The 24,578-nt window shown below is 37.6% G+C and carries 21 protein-coding genes; 11 read left to right on the plus strand and 10 right to left on the minus strand.

Annotation, left to right across the window (positions count from 1 at the left end; all coding sequences use genetic code 11):
* Nucleotide 1 precedes the first annotated feature (1 nt).
* Nucleotides 2-565 (plus strand): NifU family protein, encoded by a 564-nt coding sequence (locus ACRXC1_RS09430; protein ID WP_103219034.1) that lies wholly within the window; start codon nt 2-4, stop codon nt 563-565.
* Nucleotides 566-706: 141 nt separating this feature from the next.
* On the opposite strand, the gene trhA is transcribed toward ACRXC1_RS09430, so the two are convergent.
* Together trhA and ACRXC1_RS09440 are read right to left on the minus strand one after the other, a co-directional pair.
* Nucleotides 707-1,345, minus strand: a complete 639-nt coding sequence (gene trhA / locus ACRXC1_RS09435; RefSeq protein ID WP_433658294.1) for a PAQR family membrane homeostasis protein TrhA — start codon at nt 1,343-1,345, stop codon at nt 707-709.
* Between the two features lie 94 nt (nt 1,346-1,439).
* A complete protein-coding gene (locus ACRXC1_RS09440) occupies nt 1,440-1,673 on the minus strand; it encodes a hypothetical protein (RefSeq protein WP_392912571.1) in 234 nt (77 codons plus the stop codon).
* A gap of 197 nt (nt 1,674-1,870) precedes the next feature.
* Between ACRXC1_RS09440 and ACRXC1_RS09445 the strand changes: the two genes are divergently transcribed.
* Nucleotides 1,871-2,020, plus strand: coding sequence for a hypothetical protein (locus tag ACRXC1_RS09445; RefSeq protein WP_158246941.1), 150 nt, complete (start codon nt 1,871-1,873; stop codon nt 2,018-2,020).
* Nucleotides 2,021-2,023: 3 nt separating this feature from the next.
* On the opposite strand, the gene hemF is transcribed toward ACRXC1_RS09445, so the two are convergent.
* The gene (gene hemF, locus ACRXC1_RS09450; protein ID WP_392912569.1) at nt 2,024-2,923 is read right to left on the minus strand and encodes an oxygen-dependent coproporphyrinogen oxidase; all 900 of its coding nucleotides are present in this window, start codon (nt 2,921-2,923) and stop codon (nt 2,024-2,026) included.
* 82 nt (nt 2,924-3,005) lie between these two features.
* On the opposite strand from hemF, the gene ACRXC1_RS09455 reads away from it, so the two are divergent.
* From ACRXC1_RS09455 to ACRXC1_RS09470, 4 genes are all read left to right on the plus strand, one after another.
* Nucleotides 3,006-3,365 (plus strand): ArsC/Spx/MgsR family protein, encoded by a 360-nt coding sequence (locus ACRXC1_RS09455; protein WP_392912566.1) that lies wholly within the window; start codon nt 3,006-3,008, stop codon nt 3,363-3,365.
* A 172-nt stretch (nt 3,366-3,537) separates the two neighbouring features.
* Nucleotides 3,538-4,881: a FecR family protein gene (locus ACRXC1_RS09460; protein ID WP_433658297.1), complete on the plus strand. Its 1,344-nt coding sequence runs from the start codon at nt 3,538-3,540 to the stop codon at nt 4,879-4,881.
* A gap of 135 nt (nt 4,882-5,016) precedes the next feature.
* Nucleotides 5,017-6,597 carry a hypothetical protein gene (locus tag ACRXC1_RS09465; protein ID WP_433658299.1) on the plus strand — a complete coding sequence of 527 codons (1,581 nt, stop codon included), beginning with the start codon at nt 5,017-5,019 and terminating at the stop codon, nt 6,595-6,597.
* 15 nt (nt 6,598-6,612) lie between these two features.
* Nucleotides 6,613-8,886: a CHASE2 domain-containing protein gene (locus tag ACRXC1_RS09470; protein ID WP_392912560.1), complete on the plus strand. Its 2,274-nt coding sequence runs from the start codon at nt 6,613-6,615 to the stop codon at nt 8,884-8,886.
* Nucleotides 8,887-8,933: 47 nt separating this feature from the next.
* On the opposite strand, the gene ACRXC1_RS09475 is transcribed toward ACRXC1_RS09470, so the two are convergent.
* The 4 genes from ACRXC1_RS09475 to adeD all read right to left on the minus strand — a co-directional run bounded on the left by ACRXC1_RS09475 (nt 8,934) and on the right by adeD (nt 16,624).
* Entirely contained in the window at nt 8,934-12,035 is a 3,102-nt protein-coding gene (locus ACRXC1_RS09475) for a hypothetical protein (RefSeq protein WP_433658302.1), read from the minus strand.
* Between the two features lie 183 nt (nt 12,036-12,218).
* Entirely contained in the window at nt 12,219-14,270 is a 2,052-nt protein-coding gene (locus ACRXC1_RS09480) for an alpha-ketoacid dehydrogenase subunit alpha/beta (protein ID WP_392912557.1), read from the minus strand.
* A 97-nt stretch (nt 14,271-14,367) separates the two neighbouring features.
* Nucleotides 14,368-14,874 carry a hypothetical protein gene (locus tag ACRXC1_RS09485; RefSeq protein ID WP_433658304.1) on the minus strand — a complete coding sequence of 169 codons (507 nt, stop codon included), beginning with the start codon at nt 14,872-14,874 and terminating at the stop codon, nt 14,368-14,370.
* Nucleotides 14,861-16,624 (minus strand): adenine deaminase, encoded by a 1,764-nt coding sequence (gene adeD / locus ACRXC1_RS09490; protein ID WP_433658306.1) that lies wholly within the window; start codon nt 16,622-16,624, stop codon nt 14,861-14,863. The genes ACRXC1_RS09485 and adeD overlap by 14 nt, the downstream gene beginning before the upstream one ends.
* A gap of 58 nt (nt 16,625-16,682) precedes the next feature.
* Here adeD and fbaA point away from each other — a divergent pair, with 58 nt between their 5' ends.
* The 3 genes from fbaA (at nt 16,683) to ACRXC1_RS09505 (ending at nt 19,555) form a co-directional block, all read left to right on the plus strand.
* Nucleotides 16,683-17,708 (plus strand): class II fructose-bisphosphate aldolase, encoded by a 1,026-nt coding sequence (gene fbaA, locus ACRXC1_RS09495; protein ID WP_433658308.1) that lies wholly within the window; start codon nt 16,683-16,685, stop codon nt 17,706-17,708.
* A gap of 94 nt (nt 17,709-17,802) precedes the next feature.
* Entirely contained in the window at nt 17,803-18,735 is a 933-nt protein-coding gene (locus ACRXC1_RS09500) for a TIGR01777 family oxidoreductase (RefSeq protein WP_392912549.1), read from the plus strand.
* A 49-nt stretch (nt 18,736-18,784) separates the two neighbouring features.
* Nucleotides 18,785-19,555, plus strand: coding sequence for a sulfite exporter TauE/SafE family protein (locus tag ACRXC1_RS09505; RefSeq protein WP_392912547.1), 771 nt, complete (start codon nt 18,785-18,787; stop codon nt 19,553-19,555).
* On the opposite strand, the gene ACRXC1_RS09510 is transcribed toward ACRXC1_RS09505, so the two are convergent.
* Complete coding sequence (locus tag ACRXC1_RS09510) at nt 19,542-20,054, minus strand: hypothetical protein (protein WP_392912545.1); 513 nt, start codon at nt 20,052-20,054, stop codon at nt 19,542-19,544. The genes ACRXC1_RS09505 and ACRXC1_RS09510 overlap by 14 nt on opposite strands.
* A 140-nt stretch (nt 20,055-20,194) precedes the next feature.
* On the opposite strand from ACRXC1_RS09510, the gene ACRXC1_RS09515 reads away from it, so the two are divergent.
* Both ACRXC1_RS09515 and ACRXC1_RS09520 read left to right on the plus strand, forming a co-directional pair.
* Entirely contained in the window at nt 20,195-20,767 is a 573-nt protein-coding gene (locus ACRXC1_RS09515) for a hypothetical protein (RefSeq protein WP_433658311.1), read from the plus strand.
* Nucleotides 20,768-20,852: 85 nt separating this feature from the next.
* Nucleotides 20,853-21,044 (plus strand): hypothetical protein, encoded by a 192-nt coding sequence (locus ACRXC1_RS09520; protein ID WP_433658313.1) that lies wholly within the window; start codon nt 20,853-20,855, stop codon nt 21,042-21,044.
* A gap of 5 nt (nt 21,045-21,049) precedes the next feature.
* On the opposite strand, the gene ACRXC1_RS09525 is transcribed toward ACRXC1_RS09520, so the two are convergent.
* Entirely contained in the window at nt 21,050-21,835 is a 786-nt protein-coding gene (locus tag ACRXC1_RS09525) for a nitroreductase family protein (RefSeq protein ID WP_433658315.1), read from the minus strand.
* A 15-nt stretch (nt 21,836-21,850) separates the two neighbouring features.
* Nucleotides 21,851-24,466, minus strand: a complete 2,616-nt coding sequence (gene pepN, locus ACRXC1_RS09530) for an aminopeptidase N (RefSeq protein WP_433658317.1) — start codon at nt 24,464-24,466, stop codon at nt 21,851-21,853.
* Between the last annotated feature and the right edge of the window lie 112 nt (nt 24,467-24,578).

Below are 24,578 nucleotides of genomic sequence, written 5' to 3' on the forward strand. Positions count from 1 at the left end.
TATGAGTGAAGTAACAATCGACATTCAACCAACACCAAATCCAAATGCTTTAAAATTCATTTTAAATCAAAATGTAAAAGCATCTGGTTCTTCTACTTTTAGAACACCAATGGAATGTGGAGAGGTAAACCTAGGCGTAAACCTTTTTACTATTCGTGGAATTGACCAACTACACTTTTTTGAAAATGTTATTACGGTAACAAAATTCAACTATGAAGACTGGGATGATATTGAGCCAAAAATCCTTGAAACAATCAAGCATGATCTGCCAAATCATAATCCAGAATACGAAGAATTCGATCCAGAAAAAGAGCGTCGTGAAAACCTTCCTCAAGAGCTAAAAGATATTGAGGCCGTACTTGATCGCACTGTTAGACAATACCTTCAGGCAGATGGTGGAGATATCCAAACTGTTTCTTACGAGGACAATATCCTACTCGTTCGCTATCAAGGAGCATGTGGAACTTGCCCATCATCAACGACAGGAACACTTGAGGCCATCAAGTCAACTCTAAGAGCAGAGTACAATCCAGCGATAGATGTTTATATTGCCCCTGATTGGTAGCGCATGCGACATTGGCCGCCCTAAGGCGGGCCATTGGTCGCTTCGCGCAAACCGTCTTTTGAAATGACATAGAAGTCGAGAGCGAGGGTTCAAGCCCTCGCGGTTCGATAAAATACCACCCTATCAGCAATAATAAATAACCTACCCCACAATCGAATAAATAATCAAAAAGTGCAACGTCGCTGCCACACAAACGAATAGATGAAATAACTCGTGATAACCAAACCACTTAGCATATCGTCCAGGCTTCTTTAGGCCATAAAAGACGGCCCCAATAGTGTAAAGAACACCTCCAGTAATTAAGAGCGTTATATTTGTCATCCCAAGCTTTGGAATAAGTTCTGAAACATAAGGAAGTACCATATAACCAGGAATGAGATAAATAACAGCACTTAGCTTTTCCGGGAGATTTGGAAAGAAAATTGATTTTAAGATACCTATTGCGGCAACTGTCCAAATGCTAATTAGTAAGGTTGAACCAGACTCTCCATTTAAAACAAGTAGAGTTATCGGTGTACAAGTTCCTGCAATCATCACATAGATAGCACTATGATCAAGTCTCCCTAAGAGGTCTCGGGCCCTAGGCTCCCAGTGTATACAATGATAAAAAGCACTCACCCCAAGCATCATTAAAAGGCCAAGAGAATAGACTATGGTCGAAATATACTGAGTGGTATTAATACTTTTGGCAATCAGAAATGAACAGGCCCCTAGAGAAATGAAAAACATGGCCTGATGAGACCAACCCCTAAGAATAGGCTTTTGCTTGGCTTTTTGCATATAGGAAGCATACCTCCCATAAGCGTTCAATTAAAGCCAAGGCCCAAGATTTTACATTTATATTACAAAGCTACAATATATTGTCGAGCAAGTTCTATAAATCAGAAAATTTCATTTTGATTAATTCTTTTTTTACAACACCAAGAAGCTCACGACACTCACCTTCTTCTAGGCCATATAACTTATGTGAAGGCTGAAGATCTTTTGGCTCTTTAAAGTCGTTCTTAAAACTTTGTAATCTATTATTAAGGTTATTTCTTAGAGTTCTCATTTGTTTTGGTGAGTACTCTTTCATTTCTTCTAATAATTCTTGTAGTCTCTTAGACATTTTCTACCTCATACTATTCTTGCAATGCATCCGAATCAGGATTCTCGCACATTACATAAATTCCTAAACTGTGTAAAATTAAAATAAATTGTGTTGATCAAATCAAATAAAACTATGACCATTAAGTATTTTCTTATAGACACCGATAGTTTGATGTGCCAAACTTATATTTAACAACTCTAACAAAGGGGTAATTTATGATGATTAACAACTGCTACCGTCTACTTTGTGAAATCACGAAACTAGAGAAAAAACTTGAAGAGATTCAAGCAGTGGCCCAGTCCCATGGAGTTGAAATTGATGCCAATGAGATCCTAGAGGATCTAATTAAGGCACAGGCCAGCTAATAGCTAGGCCCAGTCCTTTGGATAGTAATATTCCATCATCTTCTTGTGTTCTGGCTTTGTCGGCTCATAACGATAAGTAAACTTCACTCTCTTTGGAAGTGAAATTAATATTGAATCGGTACGGCCATTAGACTTAAGTCCAAAGTGAGTTCCTCTATCGTGAAGAAGATTAAATTCGACGTAGCGCCCGCGGCGATGTAGTTGGAAGTCCACATCTTCATCATCAAAGGCTTCATTCATTCTCTTCTCAACTAGTGGGAAGTAAGACTTGATAAAACTCGAAGAAATCTCTTTAAACATGGCCAGGTCTTTTACTGGATCACCTGAGAAGAAGTGGTCGTAGAAGAAGCCACCTACTCCACGCATTTCATCTGCACGGTGTTTATTTACAAAGTACTTATCACAACGATTTTTCCAGTCGTCCCAATATCCATATGGTTCACAAGCATCTTTCCAAACCCTGTGAAAGTACTCAAAATCTTCTTCATGTGGAAAGTAAGGAGTTAGGTCGGCGCCACCTCCAAACCAAATCTTTGATCCGGCCTGAATCATGCGAAAATTTGCATGAGTTGTTGGAACTTTTGGATTTGTCGGGTGAATGATAAGAGAAATTCCTGTTGCCCACATCTGGTTATTATCACCACCAATATTGGCCGCAAATTTTGGATCAACTTCTCCAAATACAAGTGATGTATTAACACCAGCGTTCTCAAAGATCTCGCCTTCAAAGGCACGTGTGATCCCGCCACCACCAGGATTTCCGGCGTGATCTTTTCTTTCCCATATATCTTCATTCAAGTTAATTTTAGTATCTATTCTCTTAAGTTCGTCACTAATCTGATTCTGTAAAGTTTTAACATGTTCGGCAAATTCTGATTTGATATTTTCAATATCGTAAGACATGGCTAAAATCCTAGTTAGTTATTTTTTAAAAACCCAATATATCAGAAAAGAACTGATATGATAATTATCAGGAGTAGAATAAATGCTTTATTATCACAATCCAAGATGCTCTAAGAGCCGCCAAGGTCTAGAATATTTAGAACAAAAAGGTGTTCAAGAAGGTATTGGCTTTAGAGTTAAGGAATATCTGAAAGATGGCATTGAAGAAAAAGAATTTATCGATCTCGTAAAGTATACGGGACTTGCGCCACTTGAAGGCTTAATTCGTACGAAAGAGGCCCTATTTAAAGATCTAGGTCTTGCAGGAAAAGAGTTATCAAATATTGAGTGGGCCAAGATCGTTCATGAGAATCCAAAGCTTTTAGAACGTCCAATTCTCGTTAATGACGATAAAAAAGCTGCCATTGGTAGGCCAACTGAGAATTTCGACACAATTCTCTAACTAGCCATAATTACGTATTGTGGCAGTTCTCCCTGCCACAAGTTCTTGTCATATCAGAAAGTTACCCCAATTCAAACTCCCTTTGTTTTTAGACATTTACACAAGTTTCAGCTTAAGAAATTACTTTGATCTACGATAAGTATAAATGAGATTGATTTTGTGGGGACTCATTATGAAGGTACTAAGACTTATTATTTTATCTGTAGCAATTTTAGCGAATATTTCGGCCTTGAATGCAAATTCCGAAAAAGGTGTTGCCAAGGTTATGAAAGTAAGAGGAAAAGTCTTTTACTCCCAAACAAAGAAACCATTGGCCAAAGGAGATTGGGTTCCAGAAGGGGCCAAGATCACAACAAAGGCCAGAAGTTTTGTGAAACTTCTCTTTATCGATAAATCAAATCTAACACTCGGTGCAAATTCAGAAGTTGAAGTTGAGCAATTCCCGAAAAAGAAAGCTGGAATCATCAATCTTATTAATGGTCAGCTTCGCTCAAAGGTATCTAAGAACTACCTACAGATTGATAAGAAGAAATCGAAACTCTTCATTAAGACAAAGACTGCGGCCATGGGTGTTCGCGGGACAGACTTCCAAGTAAACTTTAACCCGGCAAATAATAATACGACACTGATTACATTTGAAGGTGCCGTTGCCATGGGCTCGCTTTCTAACTTTAAAAAGAGTCGCTTTCTACAAGACCGACTAGAAAAAGTCGTTTCATCACCTACTTCAGTTATGGTTCGCCAAGGACAACTTTCAGGAGTTATGCCGAAGGTTGATTCAAAACCAATGGTTCCAGTTAAAATCAATAAGCAGCAGTTAAAGGCCCTTGAAGCAAATGATGGCTCAAAGACATCATCAAATGATGATAAGAATAAATCAGAAAAGAAACAAATGAGTCGAAATATTATCCCTCCAGGAATGGATAGCTCGAAATTTAGTGGCGCTGGAGGACAAGAAATTATGGGGCAAATGGCAAAGGCCGATTCTAGTATTAAAGTACCTACTACAACACAAGCAGCTACAACATTTGCGTCAACAAGAGTACAAGCAAAGGGTACAATGGCCGAAGGAGGCTTTGTTGATACGAATAATGCTCTCTATATTCCACCGCCAAAGAACGCTCCAGTTGACCCAATGACTAATGAAGTAATTGTACCAGTTCAAATGGGAAGTTTTGATAAGGATACTGGTGAGTATAAAAATGACTTCTACGTGGTAAATGAAAATGGAGATATGATTCCAAAAGATCCAATAATCACTGTAAATCGTATACCGGCTTCAGATGGAACTCAACCAGAGCTAGTACCGACTGAACCAATCAACGTCTTCAATCAAGATGGAGAAGAACCACTTGGGGACCCAATGCTTCCACCTATCAATGATGACGATATAAAGCCACTTGGTGGCCCAGATATCATGGAAACAACAATGGATGACCGTGACCAAATGCTTGATCAAACAAATACGACTTCAACAAATCGAGCACGTGTAAAAGTCATTCTCGATCGTCAGTAAATAACCGAGTTTAATATTCAAATATGGCCACAGCTTAAAAGCTCTGTGGCCAAATTCCCCCTATTCAATTGTCCGATTTATCAGTAAAATTATTTATAAATACCTAGATTTTAATAAAAAGTTAAAGGACTGACTTTGAAAAAGATTTTTATCGCACTGGCATTCGCTAGTATCACTTCAATAGGACTTGCCCAGAGCATGACTCCTGTTTACCGCGCATTTGAGAGCTCTGACTATGATAAGGTTATTGAGTTACTTAACTCGCCGAATTATAAAAACTTTAAAAGTACGAAATCGCCGGGGGTAAGAGATTATCTTCTTGGTATTTCATACTCTCGTATTCAAGAATATAATAAGGCGATTGATGCCTTTCATTCGGCCATTAAAAAAGGAAACAAGGCCAGCGAGATCCACTACGAATTAGGACAGGCCAACTTTGCAATTAACAACTTAGATGCTGCCATTGACAGTTTTAAGAAGTCAGTAAAATTGAAGTACAAAATCGAGCAGTCAAATTACTATATCGCCTATATTTATCAACTTAAGGAAGAACCGAAGAGTGCGAAGACTTATTTTAGAAAGCTCTTAAAGGACAAAAAGACTTCTAAAGAGATGAAGCAGATCGCCTACTTTCAAATTGCAAATATGAATTTGGAAATTGCAAGAGAAACTAGTCGTACCAGAGAGATTGTTGAAAAGTATATACTGCCTGATTATTACAAGGCCATTGATATTGACCCTAATAGCTCAACTGCAGATGATATCGATAATCGAATAAAAGAAATAAAAAAAGAATTTTTCCTAGAAGAAGATAAACTAATTAATGGCGATCCCTTACCTAGTGAAAGACTAAGCCTAAATGTTGAAGAAAAGATAACATATGATAATAACGTTACCTTATCAGATGACCTTCCTAGTTCAACAGGAACGAATAAGGATTCATTCTTTTCACAAACTCGTCTTAATATTGAAAAAGCCTATAACTTTAAGAGAAGATACACTATTACTCCTTCTCTAGAGCTTAAGAATACAATCTATACAGATCGTGTTGATTCGGAAATCTATTCAAATGATAGTTATAATATCACACCTGAGTTGGATATCGATTTTGCTTATCGCCTTAACAAAAAACCTGCTCGCTTATTTACAAACCTAGTTTATGACTACCAGGCAAAGGATGTAAATGCACAAAAGAGTAAGCAATTTAACTACCGCTCTCAGCAGTTTGAACTTGGTAGTGAAATGCCTTTCTTTGAAATAGGTAACACAACTTTAACTTTTAAGTATCAGACTTATTCGTACTATGTTGATAGCCTAGACCGTAGTTCAATAGTTTTTTCTGCAGATCAAGTTTTGAAAAAGACATACGGTATCTTTGTCCTACTCTACCAATTTGATAGTAGTGATTATGCAAACTCTCCAAACTTAAACACAACATCTCACCTATTGCGTGTTGACTATATTGTTCCAGGCCTTTTTCCAAACACAAGTTTCAATGCAGGTCTTTCGACAAATTTTATAAGTTATGAAGACGCAGCAACAGATGCAACACGTGGTCTTGAAATGACGACATCACTCAATGCGAAGCTTACACGAGTTATCAATCGTAACTTTTCATTTGGATTTGAGTATATTTATACAAATAATAGCTCTGATGAAGAGACGAGTAATTATACGGCCCACCAAACGGCCATTGATTTCTCTTATTATTACTAAGAACGACGGATTGCTATGAAAAATATTATTAAATACACGGGACTGTTTTTTATCATTTTATTTTCATGCGCCAGTGTGTTCTTCTCTCTTTATTCGAGAACCTATGACGTAGGTTTTAGAAACCTCACTTCTTATGCTTCATTTTTTGAAAATCGTTTCTATGACTTTAGAATGATGCAAACAATGGATCAAAACACCCCAAATTCAAAACTAATCCTTGCCGATATTGATGATGACTCAATTAAAAGATTAGGTTCATGGCCAATCACTCGCTCCCACTGGGGAACAATGATTAGAAAGCTTCGTGGTTATGGAGCAAAAGTCGTGGCCTTTGACGTTTTCTTTTCAGAGGAGTCCATGACTTGTAATGGGGTCAATCCTGATAATGAATTAATTTCAGCTATTGAATATTTTCAAGAAATACCAAATAACCGAATTATCATGCCATATAACCTCGAAGTATATGGGACAGACCATTACCCTACTTTACCCGAAGATTTATATCTTTTTGCCCTCAACACGAAAGCAGGTGGAGTAAATTACGATATGGAGCCAACGATAATTTCCAATTCAGTCTATCCCCTACAAGGTATCATTGATGCTGAGGCATCACTGGGATTCATTGAGGCCAGTGCTGATAATGATGGAGTTATTAGACACTACAAAGCACTTGCATTTCCATATCGTGAAATTCATGTTCCTTCATATGGGCTATCTTCTTATATGCATTGGATTGGTGAATTTGATGAAAATGAAGAAGGCGAAAATAAGAATATATTTAAAACGGAGCTCGACCTAAGTACTCAAGGAGGTGTTCCAATCCTTAAGACAAAGAAAGGTGATGTTGAACTAAACTTACGAGGAGAAACGAAGGTACGCTGGATTGGTGGAGCTGATGCCTACACTCGAATTCCTATCTATCAGATTATCGAGAAAGATCAAAATGATCCTGAGTTTAAAAAATTATTTGAGGGATCTCTTGTCTTTGTTGGTGCAACGGCCTTTGGAGCTCACGATCTAAGAAATACTCCAATTGATTCGATGTTACCAGGGGTTCTCTTTCACATGAACTTTGTGCAAATGTTAATCGATGGGCACTTCTTTAAAAAGTTTATTGATTCAGCAAAACTATCTTGGGCACTACTTGTTGGTTCTGTAATTTTACTTCTCTTAATACAATTAAAAGAAAACCCTATTTTTGACCTTTTCACACTTGTTCTATTAGTTTCTAGTCTTTACTACACTGATACATACTATTTTATTCCACAGGGTTTTGAGACAAAGCTATTTTGGTGTTTCTTTGCCTTAGTCCTCTGCTACTCATGGAATACAATCGTAAACTTCTATATGGCCAATCAAGACAAGGCCTTCCTAAAGAATGCTTTTGGTAGTTACATCTCTCCTGAGCTTATTGATGAAATGTATGAAGCAGGATCTGCACCAACTCTAGGTGGGACTTCAGGGATTAGAACCGCATATTTTACAGATATCCAAGGATTCTCAAGCTTCTCAGAAAAGCTTTCAGCAACACAACTTGTTGAACTTCTAAATGAATATCTAACAGCGATGACAGATATTCTCTTAGAAGAAAAAGGGACTCTCGATAAGTACGAGGGTGATGCTATCATCGCCTTCTTTGGTGCACCAATGGAGCTTCCAGACCATGCCAAACGTGCTTGTATGGTTGCTCATAAGATGCAGGAATCTCTTTTAAAGCTTCGTAAGAAATGGGTTTCTGAAGGAGATAAATGGCCTACGATCGTTCATGACATGAGAATGAGAATTGGAATCAACTCGGGAGACATCGTAACGGGGAATATGGGTTCTGCATCTCGTATGAATTACACAATGATGGGTGATTCTGTAAACCTTGCAGCTCGTCTCGAAGAGTCGGCCAAACAATATGGAATCTTTACACAAGTTGCAAAAGAGACAGTTGAGCTTGCAGGAGATGAATTCTTATGGCGTGAGCTTGATACAATTCGTGTTGTTGGAAAATCAATTCCCGTAACAAGTTATGACCTTCTTGGACTAAAGGCAACAGCTCCAGATTACTTAAAAGAACTCTCAGATAAGTTTTCGAAGGCCATTCTCTTATACAAGAATCAAAAATGGGATGAGGCCATCGAATTATTCAAAGTAACACTTGAGCTTGAGTATATGCGTTTTCCTGATTTAAAGGGTGTAAAAACAAACCCTTCTGAAATTTATATTAAACGCTGTGAAGACTACAAGATCGTTCCACCGCCACCAGAATGGGATGGTGTTTATACATTAACAAGTAAGTAAAAACAAAAAGGCCTGCAATGATGCAGGCCTTTTTTATTGAATCGAAACTACTGATATTCATATTCAACAACGAGAGAAAGATTCGTTAACTTCACATCTTCTTCAGTTTTATTAATAAATTCAACTTTATACTGCCCTAATAACGAGGCCCTATTAAATACATCAAGTCCCTTTACATCGATATCAGCAATTGCACCAAACGAACTAAAATTGACCTTAGAAGGGGCAATCTCTGTTTGTCTTCCACTTATAATATCAATTGAAGTTCCCCACTTATGCTCTACTGATGAAGTTAATTCAAATAGGTTTTCATTAGATCTAATAAAGTGTGACTCTCCATGAGTTACAAGAACTTCAATCATATTAATTCCACTTCTATAAACAGAGGCATCATAATCAGCAACAACTTTGATATTCTTTACTTTTAACCCTTCTTCATTATTTAAGATATCTTGATACTTAAACATATCAATGTAGATGTCATTTCCGTTATTTAATCGATCAATCTCTTCTTTATTGAGATGTAGAATAAAATCTTTTTCATATTTTAAGTTATTCTTTTCAAGCCTTTCAACAATACGATATGCAACATGCCTAAAATTATCTTCAAACATTGTAATATAGTTTGAAATATCATTATCTAAATCATTCTCATCTCTTAGTCTAAGATCAATATCCATTCTATTTAAGATCTGATCTAGTGACTCATAAAAGCTATATTCATTTGCCTCTCCTAAATAAGTATACTGAATAGAGTTATAAAGATCATAATTATATGACAACAGTCGGTTCACAGCATTATCAATAATAGAATCGAAGTCAGTTGTTAGAATATACTTTTCATTCAAGAGAAGATTTTGTTTAGCATAAGATATTCTTGCAATCTGATCGAAACTATCTTGAATTCCAAGAACAGTGCTAAGGATACTCGTTTGTACTGTTGAGAGCGCATCAACTGCTTCTTTTCTCTTACTTACAAGCGCAGATAACTTCGTCGTTAGTGTCTTAAACATATCATCACTATTTTTAAGACGAGCAATTTCCTTTTCAACAGCGTTTCTTGGGAAACTGATTCTCTTATAAGAATTAATTTCTTTAGTAAGAGACTTTACAATTGGAGAGACAACTTCTTCGACATCATTTAAATATCTATCATAAATCTCATCTCTTTCTTTAGTATTCTTTGCCTCTTCAAGATCACTTCTAAGAGTACTATATTTAATTTTTGAAAACCCTTCGTTCCAATTCTTCGATGATTCATCCATATCAATCTCTTTTACACTCTTATAAAGTTTTCTAAATCCTTTAAGAGTATCCTTAAAATCGCCATCATGTGATACTTGCATAAAGGATGCTAGAGATTGAGTAGCGATACCGATAGCTGGTTGTCCAATTGGAATAACACTACCTACAGAAGCAATTGAACTTAGAACTTTAAATAGCTTGGCCTTTTTCTCCTTTGCAATAATATTTCTTTTCGCTTGATTTCTAATCTGGGCCTCAACATTAGCAAGCTCAGCTTTAAACTCATCCTCGTAGTGATTTAGCTCTGCAACGACTTTATTTGCTTTAGAAATATCACGATTAAGTAATGATAATGAAAAGTTATCATTTGATGCCTTAGTATATAACTCATCTTGTGTCGCACCCATTAGATTTAATTTATCTTCAAGTTTAAATTTATTCAGTGAATTCATCTTTGAAAGAAAGATAAGTTTAAGTGAACTTTCAATATCTTTACGATACAGTTTTGAATTTGCTTCTAAAGAAAAAAGTGGCAGTTGATTAATTTTTTCACCAAAAAAGTTAAGGTTTGAGCTCAACTTTTGAAATTGAGTTCTAACTTTAAGGCATTTTAAAGTAGCTAGAGAGTCTAACTCAGATGAGTTCTGACAAAGATCTTCAAGATTAGAAAAGTGAGAATAAGCTTTTTTGAAATGATTTCCAATAAAAAGATCATTTCCATACTTAAGAGATTGCTCTAAGAATTCTCCAGTAAGCCAAGTCTTATATTCCATTGATAGAGTTTCACCTGCTTCCCCTAATTCATTGATGGCCACAGGTGACTTTACATCCTTCCCTGCTATAAAATCTTTTCTCGTATTTTTATGAAGTTTATTATGAACGTAGTAACGCTGATATGCAGGACTTGGAGACCCTGCTTTACCGCCCCTATATTCACCAGCAGGCTTTCCAGATTGGCCTCCCCTGTTATTAATAAGTTCTTCAGAGATAACAATTGTAGAAATAAGATTTCCACCTCGTCCTCCTTCACCAGGTCTTCCACCAGCTTTCGCGTCACCGCCATTAGTTGGCCACACCTTTGTTCCACTTAAGCTTTGTTTTTTGTACACAGAACCCATTGCTGAAGGTCCAATTCGAGAAGGCCCTGATCGCATCAGTGGAATATTGATACCTCTTTCAAGATAAGTCACACCGCCACCAAGATCATCAACTTTAAGGCCATCAACACCATCTTGCCCAACACCTGCGGCTTGACCTTCTCCACCTATCATAACAAATGGACCTATATAATTCTTTTCATATTCAAACTCTTCGATATTTAGAGAAATAGTGCCGGCCGTGGCCCCATGTAGGCCATCTCCAAACTGAGGTGCACTATCAGTCATAAAGCTAGGAGTTGTAATAATTTTACTTAGATAATTGAATTTAAGCTTCTTTGCATTAATAGCGACATTTGTTGAAGGTAGATTTAAAGTCATATCGATAACAATTTCTTGAGCATTCAGTTCGAGAGACTTAAGATCATAAGAATTTTGTAAAAGTTTTCCAATTCGAGAGTCACGGGTGATGACAATTTTAATACCAGAAATCTTTATATGACGAAGTCCCTTTTCAAAGTCTCTATGATTAAGTCTTGTTTCATTTGCGTCGCGACGAATAGAGATATTGATATACTTTTCATTCGTTATGTCATCAATCTTTGTACGACGAACAAATAATTCGCTAGTCTTCTTATTATAAGTAAATGGTGATGTTTGAGTTAGGGACTCTGAATAATTATTACTAACTTCTTCTGTTACGACTCTTTTAGGTGCCTTTATAACTTGTGAAGCTACTTCTGCTCCCCCTTGGCCACCGCAAGAAGCAAGTAATGTATAAATAGTTAGAGGTAAAATCTTTTTCATATATCTCTCCATGTCAAAAGTTTTCAATTTTTTTGATATGTGGCTTTTTCTAATAGAAATGGAGAATTTTAAATTTCATCCCAAACTGAGATGGTGAAATTTCACTTTTGAAACAATAGGTCTGTATTTCTTACAAAAAAGGCCCGCATAAAGCAGGCCTTTCATCTATAAATTTAAGAAAATTTAGTAGTTAAGAACTTTAAGAGCAGCTTCGACAACACGCTCAGTGTTTGGAAGAACAGCTTTTTCAAGGATTCTGTTGAAACCAACAGGAGTGAAAGTTGAACCAACACGTTGAACAGGAGCATCAAGAAGCTCAAATCCTTTATCGTTGATCATGGCAGCTACTTCACCACCAAATCCACCAAATACCTTATCTTCGTGAACAACTAGTGCTCTATTTGTCTTCTTGATTGAAGCAAGAACACCTTCTTCATCTAGTGGAGCAATTGATCTTAAGTCAACAACCTCTACACTATAACCTTGAGCTGCAAGCTTTTCAGCTGCTTCAAGTGAGTGGTGAACAGTATTTCCGTAAGTAATAATTGAAAGATCAGTCCCTTCACGTCTTACACGACACTTACCAAATGGAACTTCAAAGTCCTCTGGTACAACAGTCATTGCTTGTTTAGCGTTATATAGAGATTTTGGCTCTAAGTATAGAGTTGGCCCTTCACTTCTCATTGCCGTTCTTAGAAGACCAGCAGCATCGTCAGCGAAAGCTGGGCATACAATACGTACACCAGGGATACCAGCAAGGTTACCTTCAAGGTTTTGAGAGTGGTAAAGACCTCCACCAATATATCCACCAGAAGCAAGTCTGATTAGGATATTTGGAGCGAATGCACCATTTGATCTCCAGTAATCGTGAGAACACTCTACGTATTGCTCCATTGCTGGCCAGAAGTAATCAGCGAATTCTGCACCTTCAACAACAACTCTGATGTCTTTGTTGAAACGTGAGAAACCATTTGCCGTACCAAGGATATAGTCTTCAGCGATTGGACCGTTAAATACACGATCTTTTCCGAATTCTTGTTGCATACCTTTAGAAACGTTAAAGATACCACCCTTGTCTTTATTGGCCATATCTTGTCCCCAAATGAAAGTATTTGGGTTATGTCTGAATTCTTTCTTAAGTTGTCCATTGATTGCATCGATGAATTTCATCTCTTCACCAGACTCGTTGTGAGTCCCATCAACATACTTCTCTGGCTTATGTGGCTCAGGAAGTACGAAGTCAAAGATAGACTCTGGAGTTGGGTTTGGTGCTTTCATCGCTTTCTTGTGCGCTTCTAGAAGCTCAGCTTTTGCAACAGCATCCATTTCATCAAGCTCTGCTTCAGTGAAGATCTTGTTCTTAACAAGTTCTTTTCTAAACGCTACTAATGGGTCTTGTGCTGCTGCCTCTGCTCTTTCTTCTTCTGAACGATAAAGCTCATGCTTATCAGAGTTAGAGTGAGAGTGAATACGTACACAACGAGCGTGAACGATTACTGGCTCTTGTTGAGTTGCTGCAATCTCTCTAGCTGTTGCCATAGCATTCATTGAATCAAAGATATCTTTTCCATCACAGTGAATGATGTGAAGGTTTAGGAAACCTGTGAAGTTATCAGCAACATACTCGTTAGCTGTTTGATCACATTTAGGAACAGAAATACCGTAACCATTATCTTGGAATACGAATACAACTGGAAGCTTCTCACGAGAAGCACCGTTAATTGCTTCATAACAGTAACCTTCAGAAACTGAAGACTCACCCTGTGAAGAGTAAACAACACCATCGTGCTTATAACGATTAAACGCTCTTGCAGTCCCTACAGCATGTAGCGTGTGGTTACCAGTACAAGAAGATACGTTATGAATATTCCACTCTGGCTTTGCAAAGTGGTTAGACATGTGACGTCCCCCAGAAGCAAGGTCAGTTGCTTTAGAGATACCATTAAGAAGGATCTCTTCTGCAGAAAGTCCCGCTGAGAATGCCGTTAACATATCACGGTAGTATGGGAATAAGTGGTCTTTTCCAAGTTCGAAAGTTTGACCGATTGCTAGTTGGATACCATCGTGTCCAGCGTATGGAGCGTGGTAAGACCAACCAATAGCTTGCTTAAGGTAGTTTGGCGCACGATCATCTAACATACGTCCAAGAGTCAGTAGTTCATACCACTGCTTAAGTGTTGCTTTATCTGTGTTTTTCCAAGTGTACTTTTTCTTAGGCTTAAGAACAGTTGCCATTATCAACCTCGTATTTTCATCTAGTTATAAATCTTAAGTGAATCGGAATTTAACCATAATTTAACGGAATTGGAAAGAAATAGTGGCGCTGTTGTAACTAAAGACAATACTTTTTATGACCATTTGCACAAGCGTATTCTTGGTATTGTTTTGAAAGATCAGGGGATTCAGTTTTTATCAACTCTCCAAGCTTTCCACAGGCCAGCATATCTCCACCGCGCCCCTGCCTGCAGGCTAGATTTAAAAGGCTTTTGTACTCATTTTGAGACAATAATTTTTTCTTGATCTGACTTAACTCATAGCAAGATGAAGCATCTTCTATAGCACAAAGCCTCTCCAAATATTTCAGCTCTAGCTGTTTTTTATTGTCTATATTGGCAAGTTTTCTACCGTCAAGGCATGCTTGAAGTTGACGTCCACGAGGAAAATCGTCACGAAAACATAGGGTATGAGCATCGCCTCTTATCTTATCTTGTTCAACTTGAGCGACTCTATTTTGTAGAAGCAGCATAATTGGATCAAGAAAGACGGCCACAACTCCAACAAGAATTGTTAGAAATAGCCAACCTGGTATAGCGTCAATGAATAGACTAAGCTTCTTCACACTTTAAATTTACGAATTCAAACTTAGTGACATCAACTAGGCCCATATCTGTAATTTTAAGAGTAGGAATTACGGGAAGAGCTAGAAATGCCATTTGAATAAAAGGTTCACTTACGGCCACTTCAATTTCTTTACAAGCAGCTTTTAACTGAATTATCCCCTCATTGATTGTTTCAGCAGACTCTAAGCTTAGAAGTCCTGCTATAGGCAGAGATAAAGATGCTGTCACTCTCCCCTTGTCCACAACACAAAAGCCACCAGCATTTTCAATGATCTCATTTGCAGCAGTTGCAATATCTTGAGGTGTTTTTCCAATGACTACAATATTGTGTGAATCGTGTGCAACACTTGAAGCGATTGCTCCTCGAGTAAGGCCCATTCCCTTAACAAGTCCTAAACTTGGTTTGCGATTTTGACCGTATCTTTCGATAACAGTGATATATGAAATATCGTCTTGTTCAAAATCTTCACCATTAAATTTTACTTTGAGATGATTTGTGATGATTTCATCTTTTACGATTTCCATCACATTATATGTCCCAGCGCTCAAGTCATAATTAAAATCAGTTGGCGCTAAGAAGTTTCTTTTGATTGTATTTTCTTTTGGTGGCCGAGACTTATCTAACTTTTCAGAAACCTTTGAAGGTAAGTCTAATTCACTAACAAGCTTCCCTTTTTTGAAAACTTCTTTCACATCAACATCTTCAAGTTTACCAACAAGTACGATATCAGCTTGCTTGCCTGGAGCGATTAGTCCCAGCTTCTTTAGCCCAAAGTGCTTTGCGGCCGAGAAGCTAGATAGCCTATAAGCGATATGAGCAGGTGTTCCTAACTCATTGATCATTTTTCTAATCATGTAATTGATATGACCCTCATTGAATATTTCATATGGGTTTCTGTCATCCGTACAAAGCAGGCACTGACAAGAGTTAAATTCATTAACAACAGGAGCAAGGGTCTTTAAATTCTTAGCAACTGAACCTTCACGAATAATAAGTCCCATTCCCTTTTGAAGTTTTTCCTTTGCTTCATCCGCAAAGATTGTTTCATGACAATTTTGGATTCCTGCTGCGATATAGGCATTCAGTTGTTTTCCACGTAGCATTGGTGAGTGGCCATCAAGATTAAGCTCCGCAAATTCTTCAACTTTCTCAAGAACACCTTCCACACCATTAATAACGCCTGGGAAATTCATCATTTCAGCAAGGCCTAGAACACGCGGGTGTTCTTTATATTTTTTCATATCGATAATATCGAATTGACCGCCATTTGTTTCAAAGCCAGGAAGTGCAGGAATACAAGAGCTCACCTGAACAAAGAGGTTTTGATCCATAAGCTCACTACATCTTAGAAACCATGAGAATCCACGATCACCCATTACATTTGTAATTTCGTGTGGGTCACAAATTGCTGTCGTTGTTCCAAGAGGTAGAGTTAATCTTTCAAACTCAAATGGATGCATCATCGAAGATTCAACATGTAGGTGGCCATCAATAAAGCCCGGTACAGCAGTCGCTCCCTGAGCATCGTAAGTACGCTTGGCCGGTTGGTCGTCGTATTCCTTACCTATGCCGGCAATTGTTTTACCAGAAATCGCTATTGAGCTATCAACCACTTCCCCATTCACAAGATCAAGGATCTTTACATTCTTAATAAGTAAATCAATTTCACCGTCACCGCGAGCAGTCTTTAAAACTTCCCTTAATTCTTCTGGTGATAATTTTTGTGTTTCCTTATTTGCAAGTGACATCTTTGACCTCTATAATGTTGTGGAATCTTAAGTCTACTATAACTAAAAGGAGCACTGGATGCCAATAGCTACTTATGAACAATACTGCGATATGTTAGATAGCGCTAAAAAAGGTGGGTATGCCTACCCAGCAATCAATGTAACATCAACATCAACTGCAAATGCGGCAATTAAGGCCTTTGCTGATATGAAGTCAGATGGGATTATCCAAGTTTCAACTGGTGGTGGTTCATTTGCTTCAGGACAAGCACTAAAAGATGAAGTTCTTGGTGCCATCTCACTTGCTCAACACGTTCACCTTGTTGCTGCAAAATATGATGTCCTAATTGCTCTGCACACTGATCACTGTCACCCTGAAAAAGTTGATAGCTTCTTAATTCCACTAATTGAAGAAACAGAAAAAAGAAGAGCTGCAGGTCAGCCGAACTTATTCCATTCTCACATGTTTGATGGTTCAGTTCTCCCAACGAAAGAAAATATTGAAATGAGTAAGAAACTTTTAGAGAGATGTGCTAAGAGTGAAATCATTCTTGAAATTGAAACAGGTGTTGTTGGTGGTGAAGAAGATGGTGTTAATAACGAAGATGCACCAGCTGACAAACTTTATACAACTCCAGAAGAAATGGTTAAGGTAACAAAAGCACTTCGTCCACTTGGAAAATTCATGTATGCTGCAACTTTTGGAAATGTACATGGAGTCTACAAACCAGGTAACGTAAAGTTACGTCCACAAGTTCTTAAGGATGGTCAAGCCGCTGTTACAGCAGAGCTTGGTGCAGATGCTGAAAACTGGTTAGTCTTCCACGGTGGTTCAGGAAGTGAGCTTTCAGAAATTCATGAAACACTTAACTACGGTGTTATCAAAATGAATATCGATACTGATACTCAGTATGCTTATTCTCGCCCAGTTGTTGATCATATGTTTAAGCACTACGATGAAATGCTTAAGATCGAGGGAGAGGTTGGAAATAAGAAGCAATACGATCCAAGAGCATGGATGAAGAAAGCTGAGAACGCAATGACTGAACGTATTGCACAAGCTTGTCGCGATCTTAAATCAGATGGGAAATCGATCAATCTTTAACTAAAGACTTCTAAAGAGTGGGTATCACAAAATTCGTGGTGCCTACTCATATTTCATAAATAAATTCTTCACAATTCATCCATATACTTAAACTATGAAAGTATTAATTAGTGGTGGTTCAGGCTTTATTGGAACAAATTTAACACAATCTTTGCTTGAACACGGCCACGAGGAAGTGCGCATTCTCACTCGCGATACTTCTAACAAGCAAGGCAACGAGCAAGTTAAGTACTTCAGGTGGGATGTGGAAAATGGCGAAATGGATATGGCCGCCCTAATGGGCGTGGATGCTGTTATTAACCTCGCGGGAGAAAATATCTCAGACGCTCGCTGGAGCGAAGAGAAAAAAGATAAAATCTATAATTCACGCATTAATGCAACTAACTTACTTCACGATAAATTAAAAGAACTTAGAACAAGAGGACTTCCTCTTCCAAAGAAATTTGTCAGTACTTCTGCAATTGGTATTTACGGTGATCGCTCTGATGAAGAGCTTACATGTGACAGTAGTATTAGTGGCGACTTTTTGGCCGAGGTATGTCAGCACTGGGAATCAAGTGCCCTTAGAATTCAGAACTTAGAAATTGATGTAAAAATTCTTCGTGTAGGAATCGTTCTCTCAAGTGAAGGAGGTGCACTTGCAAAAATGTTACCGGCCTTTAACCTTGGGCTTGCAGGACGTATTGGTACAGGTCACCAGTACATGAGTTGGATTCACATAAGAGATCTATGTGATCTCTACCGCTTTCTCATTGAACATGATACCGAAAAACAAGTCATCAATGGTGTAGCACCAAATCCAATCGAAAATATTGATTTCACGCAAACACTTGGTAGAGTCCTACACCGCCCTACTTTTATTCCACTACCTGAGTTTGCAGCAAAAACAATTTTTGGTGAGATGTCTCAAATCATGCTAGCAAGTCAAAAGGTCTCTTGTGAAGAAACTAAGGCATGTGGCTTTGAGTACTCATTTAATTTTCTTGAGGCGGCCCTTAGAGACACTTTAAAAAACCATAGCGAATAAATTTCATCCTCTACTATCTTTCTATTTCAAAAAGAGTGATAATCTCTTCATGGAAGATTTCACATTAGTTCAAGCTGTCACTATATTCACCCTCATTACATTTGCAGGTTTTATCGACTCCATGGCCGGAGGAGGTGGACTAATTACGATCCCGACATATATTGCAACAGGAGTTCCTGCTCATCTACTACTTGGAACAAATAAGTGTGTTTCTTGCATTTCTAAGTCACTTTCGATCATTCGCTATGTAAAGCGAGGTAAAATCGATTTTAAATTTATACTGCCACCAACGATAGCAACATTTAGCGCTTCATTGATTGGTGCTCAACTTAGTACCATTCTTGAATCAAAGCATATGGTCTATATTCTTATTCTCATCATACCAATCATCTTCTTTATGAATCACCTAAAGAAGAAAAGAGAGCTAATGGACCATACTCCACTTGAAAAAATGCAGATTCTTTTTCGCTCTGTTCTTATTGGACTTGTTATTGGTGGATATGATGGCTTCTTCGGCCCAGGAACGGGAACATTTCTAATTATCTCAATGATGTTCTTTCTTCATTTTGATATTCTTGATGCCTCACCTCATGCGGCCTTTATGAATTATGTCAGTAATATTGCTGCCTTTATTACTTTCCTAATAAAGGGTGCAATTATGTGGAAGATTGTTGCGATAGCACTACCTGCAGGGCTTCTTGGAAATTATCTTGGATCAAGTCAGGTTATCAATGGAAATAAGGCCACAGTCACAACAGCATTTAATGTTGTTCTTGTGGGCCTTTTATTTAAGTCTATTTACGATATTAGTACGATGTAGGACAAGAAACTTTCTTAAGCTTGAAAGTAAAAGCGCGATTAATACGTCGAGCGTATGACTTTAGCTCTACGCTTCCCTCAAAATATGGCCCAACTTTTTCAATAGAAAGTTTTAGACGGTGATCAACTTTCTCATACATCTCTTTTTGAGAGCGATACATATAAATATCTTCATCGACTTCATAGCTTAGAGAATTCTCGTCCCACTTATACTCACCTAGGTCTTGAAAAAGAATGATTGGAGAATATGAGTAGTAAACATCATCTCTTACACCAGTAAAGAAGTTGAAAACATTTATTGGCTCGATGCGATTGGTATCAACATTCTTATAAGTTCGAGAAAAACTATAGTCTTCATATGTTGAAAGATTTCTCTCGTAATCTGGTCCATGAGGAACGGACTGCTGATTATGTTCAATTGTTTCAAAACACCCGTAAAGATCCTGTGGTGTAATGGCAAATAGATTTGCAGTGATAAGTAAACTTAGTATGTACTTCATGAGAAAATCCTTTTCATTTTTGTAACTTAATCACCATTTTATGTGACAATTAAATTATGATCAAATAAGCAAAACTTACACTAACAAAATTAAGAATTAATTATAAACATAAGACTACTCTTCTCTACTAAAATACAACTATGCTTAAGTTGACAATTCTTTCTCTATTAGTGATTGCCTTCTCCTCTTGTAACCAGAAGACGCTGGCTCCTGATTTCCTCACGGCACAGTCGACAAATACACCACCTAGTACTGAAGATCCACCAGATCCGCCACCACCGCCACCGCCACCGCCAACTCCAAGTATTCCGCCAGAGATCATTTTGACATCTTCAATCAATTATAAACCAAATATCATTACTGGAGAGAGCTATCTTGTGAATGAGCAGGCCACTTATACGATTCCCTCAATCCTCACGGCATCAGTTGGAAATGCCGGACAAGGTTGGCTACTACTAGATATCGATAATATTCGCTACTGTTATATGGGGGCTTCAGAGAAGAAGAATAAAATATCATTAACTTATAACTTAGTTCACTCAACGACAGATCTTATAAACTCTTGTAGCTCAAGTCTTGATACAAATCTAGCGCCGAACCTGGCCCTAGAAATTTTTAATGGCGATAATCTAACATTTAAACTTGAGGATGGAATTTGTGGCAATAAGTGTCTCGATACGGAGGTAACAATAAATCTAACCCCAATTATTTAAGGCAATAAATAACAGAAAATTTACAAGGCCCTGACCTCGTTCAGATTCGGTCTCGATAGAATGAATGCATACAAAGGATGTGTATATGAAATTTTTTTCAATTCTAAGTGTTGCTCTAGTTTTATCTATGATCAATATTGACAATGGAACACTGAAACTCAAAGAAACTCAAATTAAGCACAATAAAGAACAGACATACTCAATCTCTCGTCTTCGACTTCATACAAGAAGAAGTTTGTACTACTTTCCGTTTATTCCACGCTACATGATTGCTTAGTGAATTTAGTGCTTAATAATAAATTCTTCTTTTGGAAAACGAAATTGCGGGCCATACACGCCCTTACTTGATCTCTTCCCAACTCCAAGAATCATTGTAACGTGATCCTTACAACCAAGCCCTAGAAGCTTCTTAACTCTTTTAGCATCAAAGCCTTCCATTGGAAGAGTATCATAACCCTGAGCACGAATAGAGAGCATAATATTTTCACAGGCAAGGGCCGTTGTCTTATGGGCCCAAGTTTTAAGCTGTGATGGAAACATTGGTTCACGGAAGATGACTTGAAAAAGGCCGATTGTATTATAGAAGGCCCACTTAAGAGGAGAAAGAATTCCAAACGGCCCCATATAACCATAGGCCATTGGCGCGATTTTTCCATAATATGCTTTTACGGCCTTTGGAACTTCGATACCGTCTTTCTTTGAAGCGGCTTCAAGAGAAGCAAGCATGCGCTCACAATTCCTCTTCCAAGTTCCAGTCTTTGCCACACAAACAATTAAGTGCTTTGCTGTCTTTGCACCATTTTGGCCAAAGCACATTTTAGCAAGAGCACTTCTCTTATCGTCAGACTTTACCCAATGAAATTCCCAAGGCTGAAGATTTGAAGAATTAGGTGCTAAAAGCCCATGTTCGATTGCTTTTTGGACAACTTCATCAGGTACTTCTTCGTCTCCAAAGACACGAACAGAACGACGTGAAGTGACAACTTTTTCGAACTCCTTAAAATCAATTTCCGGAGCAACTTCCGTATAATTTAATTCAAGTTCTTCTGTAAAAATATTATCACTCACGCCTATCTCCGTATTTTATGAGTTTAATGTTTTAGAAAGTTTTTCAAAAACGTTCTTAGAAGTCTTCTCGTCATTAACGATTGCTTCTAGTTCGACACGAGCAATTTCTTTTAAATCTGCTGGCATCTTGCGGTAGTCATTGAATGCCCCAGCAAGCCTCGACCCTGATTGAGGGTTAATTGCATCAACCTTTCTAATCATTTCAGCAATGAACTTAAGCCCACGCCCACTTTCGTGATTAAATTGGACTTTATTGCGTGCAAATGTTCCAATTAGTGAAGACACAAGATTAGGAACATTCATATCAAAGACTTCATCTTTCATGAGTTCTTGTACACGATCAAAAGTAGAATCATCACATGAGCTTGCTTGTACACTTAGCCACTTTTGCATAACAAGAGTTTGATCCTTAAAACGTGCATAGAATTCTTTTAGTGATTCATCTGCACCAGGAAGCTTTTCGTGAACGATTACTGAAAGTGAGTTCATCATATCTGTCATATTTGTCGCAGACTCAAAACACTTACGAGCAAGTTCTTGATGGCCATCAATTTTTGCAAGACAACTAAGAGTAAAACCTCTAAGTCTTCTCTCTCCCATTGCCTTTGCATCAACTTTAAAATCTCTTTCAGTGCTTAGATCATTATAAATAGCAACAAGCTCTTGTTCAAAAGTACTTGCAAGAAGCTTATATAACTTCTCTTTTACTTCATCAATTGCACGATAATTTGGAATATCAATAGTTGAAGCAACATCTGTCATCGATGGAAGTCCAAGACATACGGCCTTAAATTCTTCATCAATACTTTGATCCTTAAGGATAGCTCCCCAAGCCTGAACAAATTTATCGTCAATTTGGAAATTCTCATCTTTAAGAAGAGCGTGGATATTTTTAAGTGCTAGAGCTTGACCGGCTTCGTAGCGATTAAAGTCATCATTATCATTTGCCATTAAGAAAATAAAATCATTGTCAGTTAGGTCTGAACGTAGAACAACTGGTGCACTAAAGTTTCTATTTAATGAAGCAACAGGTCTCTCCATAATATTTTCAAATACAAATACTTCAGTATCTGCTTTGATATGTAAAAGTCCTCTACCAAGATCAGCTTGATCGTCTCTATTTTTTAGAGCAAGCTTCATATCAACACCTTTGCTATCAAGAAGTCCGATAACAAATGGCATATGGAATGGCTCTTTTGTTGGCTGTCCAGGAGTAGCAGGAGTCGATTGATTTACTGTTAAAGTAAACTCTTTAGCTTCTTCGTCATAGTTAGTTGTTACATCAAGAACAGGAGTTCCTGCTTGATCGTACCATCTTCTAAATTGTGAGAAGTCATAATTGTCGTTTGCAACACTCATAGCATTTGTGAAGTCTGCAGTTGTCACGGCCTGACCATCATATAGCTCAAAGTACTTATCCATACCGCGTTGAAAACCTTCTTCTCCAAGTAGTGTATGGTACATACGAATGACTTCAGAACCTTTTTCATAAATTGTCATTGTATAGAAGTTATTCATTTCAATATATGACTTTGGTTGAATTGGGTGTGATTGAGGTCCTGCATCTTCTGGGAACTGAGCGGCCCTAAGATTAATAACATCGTTAATACGACATACTGATCTTGAGTTTAGATCCGCAGAAAATTCCTGATCTCTAAATACTGTTAGCCCTTCTTTAAGAGTAAGCTGGAACCAGTCACGACAAGTAACACGGTTTCCTGTCCAGTTGTGGAAGTATTCGTGCCCGACAACAGATTCGATGCCAAAGAAGTTATGATCTTCTGCCGTCTCTTTCGAAGCAAGAACGTAAGCAGAGTTAAAGATATTTAAACCTTTATTCTCCATTGCCCCCATATTGAATGAATCAACAGCAACGATCATGTAGATATCAAGATCATACTCAAGTCTAAATCTATCTTCATCCCACTTCATTGACTTCTTAAGAGACTCCATTGCGTGGTGAGACTTATCTTCATTTCCTTTATCAACAAATACCTGAAGCTTAACATCGCGTCCTGACTTTGTTGTAAATGTATCTTCAATTAGAGCAAGGTCACCCGCTACTAAAGCATAAAGATAAGCAGGTTTTGCAAATGGGTCATTCCAAATTGCAAAATGCTTTCCATCATCAAGGTCACCTTTTTCGATTAGATTTCCGTTTGAAAGAAGGAATGGATATTCTTTCTTATCGGCAACGATCTTAGTCGTGAAGATACTCAAATTATCTGGACGATCGATAAAGTAAGTAATTCTTCTAAATCCTTCTGGCTCATTTTGCGTACAAAACATTCCACCAGATTTATATAAACCATCAAGGGCAGTGTTGGCCTTAGGGTTAATTTCATTGTGAATCTCAAGAGTAAACTTTTCAGTTGGAAGTGCACTAAGAGTTAAGATCTCTTTTTCTTCATTGAAGTTTTTAAATTCTTCACCGTTAACTTTTACTGATTTAAGAACTAATTCTTCACCATTAAGTTCAAGAGTTTGACCATTTACTGGTACAACTTCCATCTTTGAATATACTTGAGTTTTTGTATCGTCTAAGTGGAATTCTAATTCCACAGTCTCGATTTTGTGAGTTGGCGCTTTATAGTCCGCCAAATACTTGACCACAGGAGTTTCGCTTTTCATATATACCTCGTTATTTCCTATAATTTTGAGTATTTATTTGTAGAATTTGCCACAATTTGAACTGAATGAAAACTTTGATTAGAATATATTTAATATTAAACACTTAAATTAA

Origin of the sequence: Halobacteriovorax sp. GFR8, from assembly GCF_050955245.1 — a bacterium.
Taxonomy (GTDB): Bacteria; Bdellovibrionota; Bacteriovoracia; order Bacteriovoracales; family Bacteriovoracaceae; genus Halobacteriovorax_A.

Coding starts and splice junctions, on each gene's coding strand:
- ACRXC1_RS09440 (WP_392912571.1), bottom strand. CDS start 1,673: ATGTCTAAGAGACTACAAGAATTATTAGAAGAAATGAAAGAGTACTCA.
- pepN (WP_433658317.1), bottom strand. CDS start 24,466: ATGAAAAGCGAAACTCCTGTGGTCAAGTATTTGGCGGACTATAAAGCG.
- ACRXC1_RS09445 (WP_158246941.1), top strand. CDS start 1,871: ATGATGATTAACAACTGCTACCGTCTACTTTGTGAAATCACGAAACTA.
- adeD (WP_433658306.1), bottom strand. CDS start 16,624: ATGTCACTTGCAAATAAGGAAACACAAAAATTATCACCAGAAGAATTA.
- trhA (WP_433658294.1), bottom strand. CDS start 1,345: ATGCAAAAAGCCAAGCAAAAGCCTATTCTTAGGGGTTGGTCTCATCAG.
- ACRXC1_RS09455 (WP_392912566.1), top strand. CDS start 3,006: ATGCTTTATTATCACAATCCAAGATGCTCTAAGAGCCGCCAAGGTCTA.
- ACRXC1_RS09520 (WP_433658313.1), top strand. CDS start 20,853: ATGAAATTTTTTTCAATTCTAAGTGTTGCTCTAGTTTTATCTATGATC.
- ACRXC1_RS09515 (WP_433658311.1), top strand. CDS start 20,195: ATGCTTAAGTTGACAATTCTTTCTCTATTAGTGATTGCCTTCTCCTCT.
- ACRXC1_RS09510 (WP_392912545.1), bottom strand. CDS start 20,054: ATGAAGTACATACTAAGTTTACTTATCACTGCAAATCTATTTGCCATT.
- fbaA (WP_433658308.1), top strand. CDS start 16,683: ATGCCAATAGCTACTTATGAACAATACTGCGATATGTTAGATAGCGCT.
- ACRXC1_RS09430 (WP_103219034.1), top strand. CDS start 2: ATGAGTGAAGTAACAATCGACATTCAACCAACACCAAATCCAAATGCT.
- ACRXC1_RS09475 (WP_433658302.1), bottom strand. CDS start 12,035: ATGAAAAAGATTTTACCTCTAACTATTTATACATTACTTGCTTCTTGC.
- ACRXC1_RS09480 (WP_392912557.1), bottom strand. CDS start 14,270: ATGGCAACTGTTCTTAAGCCTAAGAAAAAGTACACTTGGAAAAACACA.
- ACRXC1_RS09505 (WP_392912547.1), top strand. CDS start 18,785: ATGGAAGATTTCACATTAGTTCAAGCTGTCACTATATTCACCCTCATT.
- ACRXC1_RS09460 (WP_433658297.1), top strand. CDS start 3,538: ATGAAGGTACTAAGACTTATTATTTTATCTGTAGCAATTTTAGCGAAT.
- hemF (WP_392912569.1), bottom strand. CDS start 2,923: ATGTCTTACGATATTGAAAATATCAAATCAGAATTTGCCGAACATGTT.
- ACRXC1_RS09470 (WP_392912560.1), top strand. CDS start 6,613: ATGAAAAATATTATTAAATACACGGGACTGTTTTTTATCATTTTATTT.
- ACRXC1_RS09500 (WP_392912549.1), top strand. CDS start 17,803: ATGAAAGTATTAATTAGTGGTGGTTCAGGCTTTATTGGAACAAATTTA.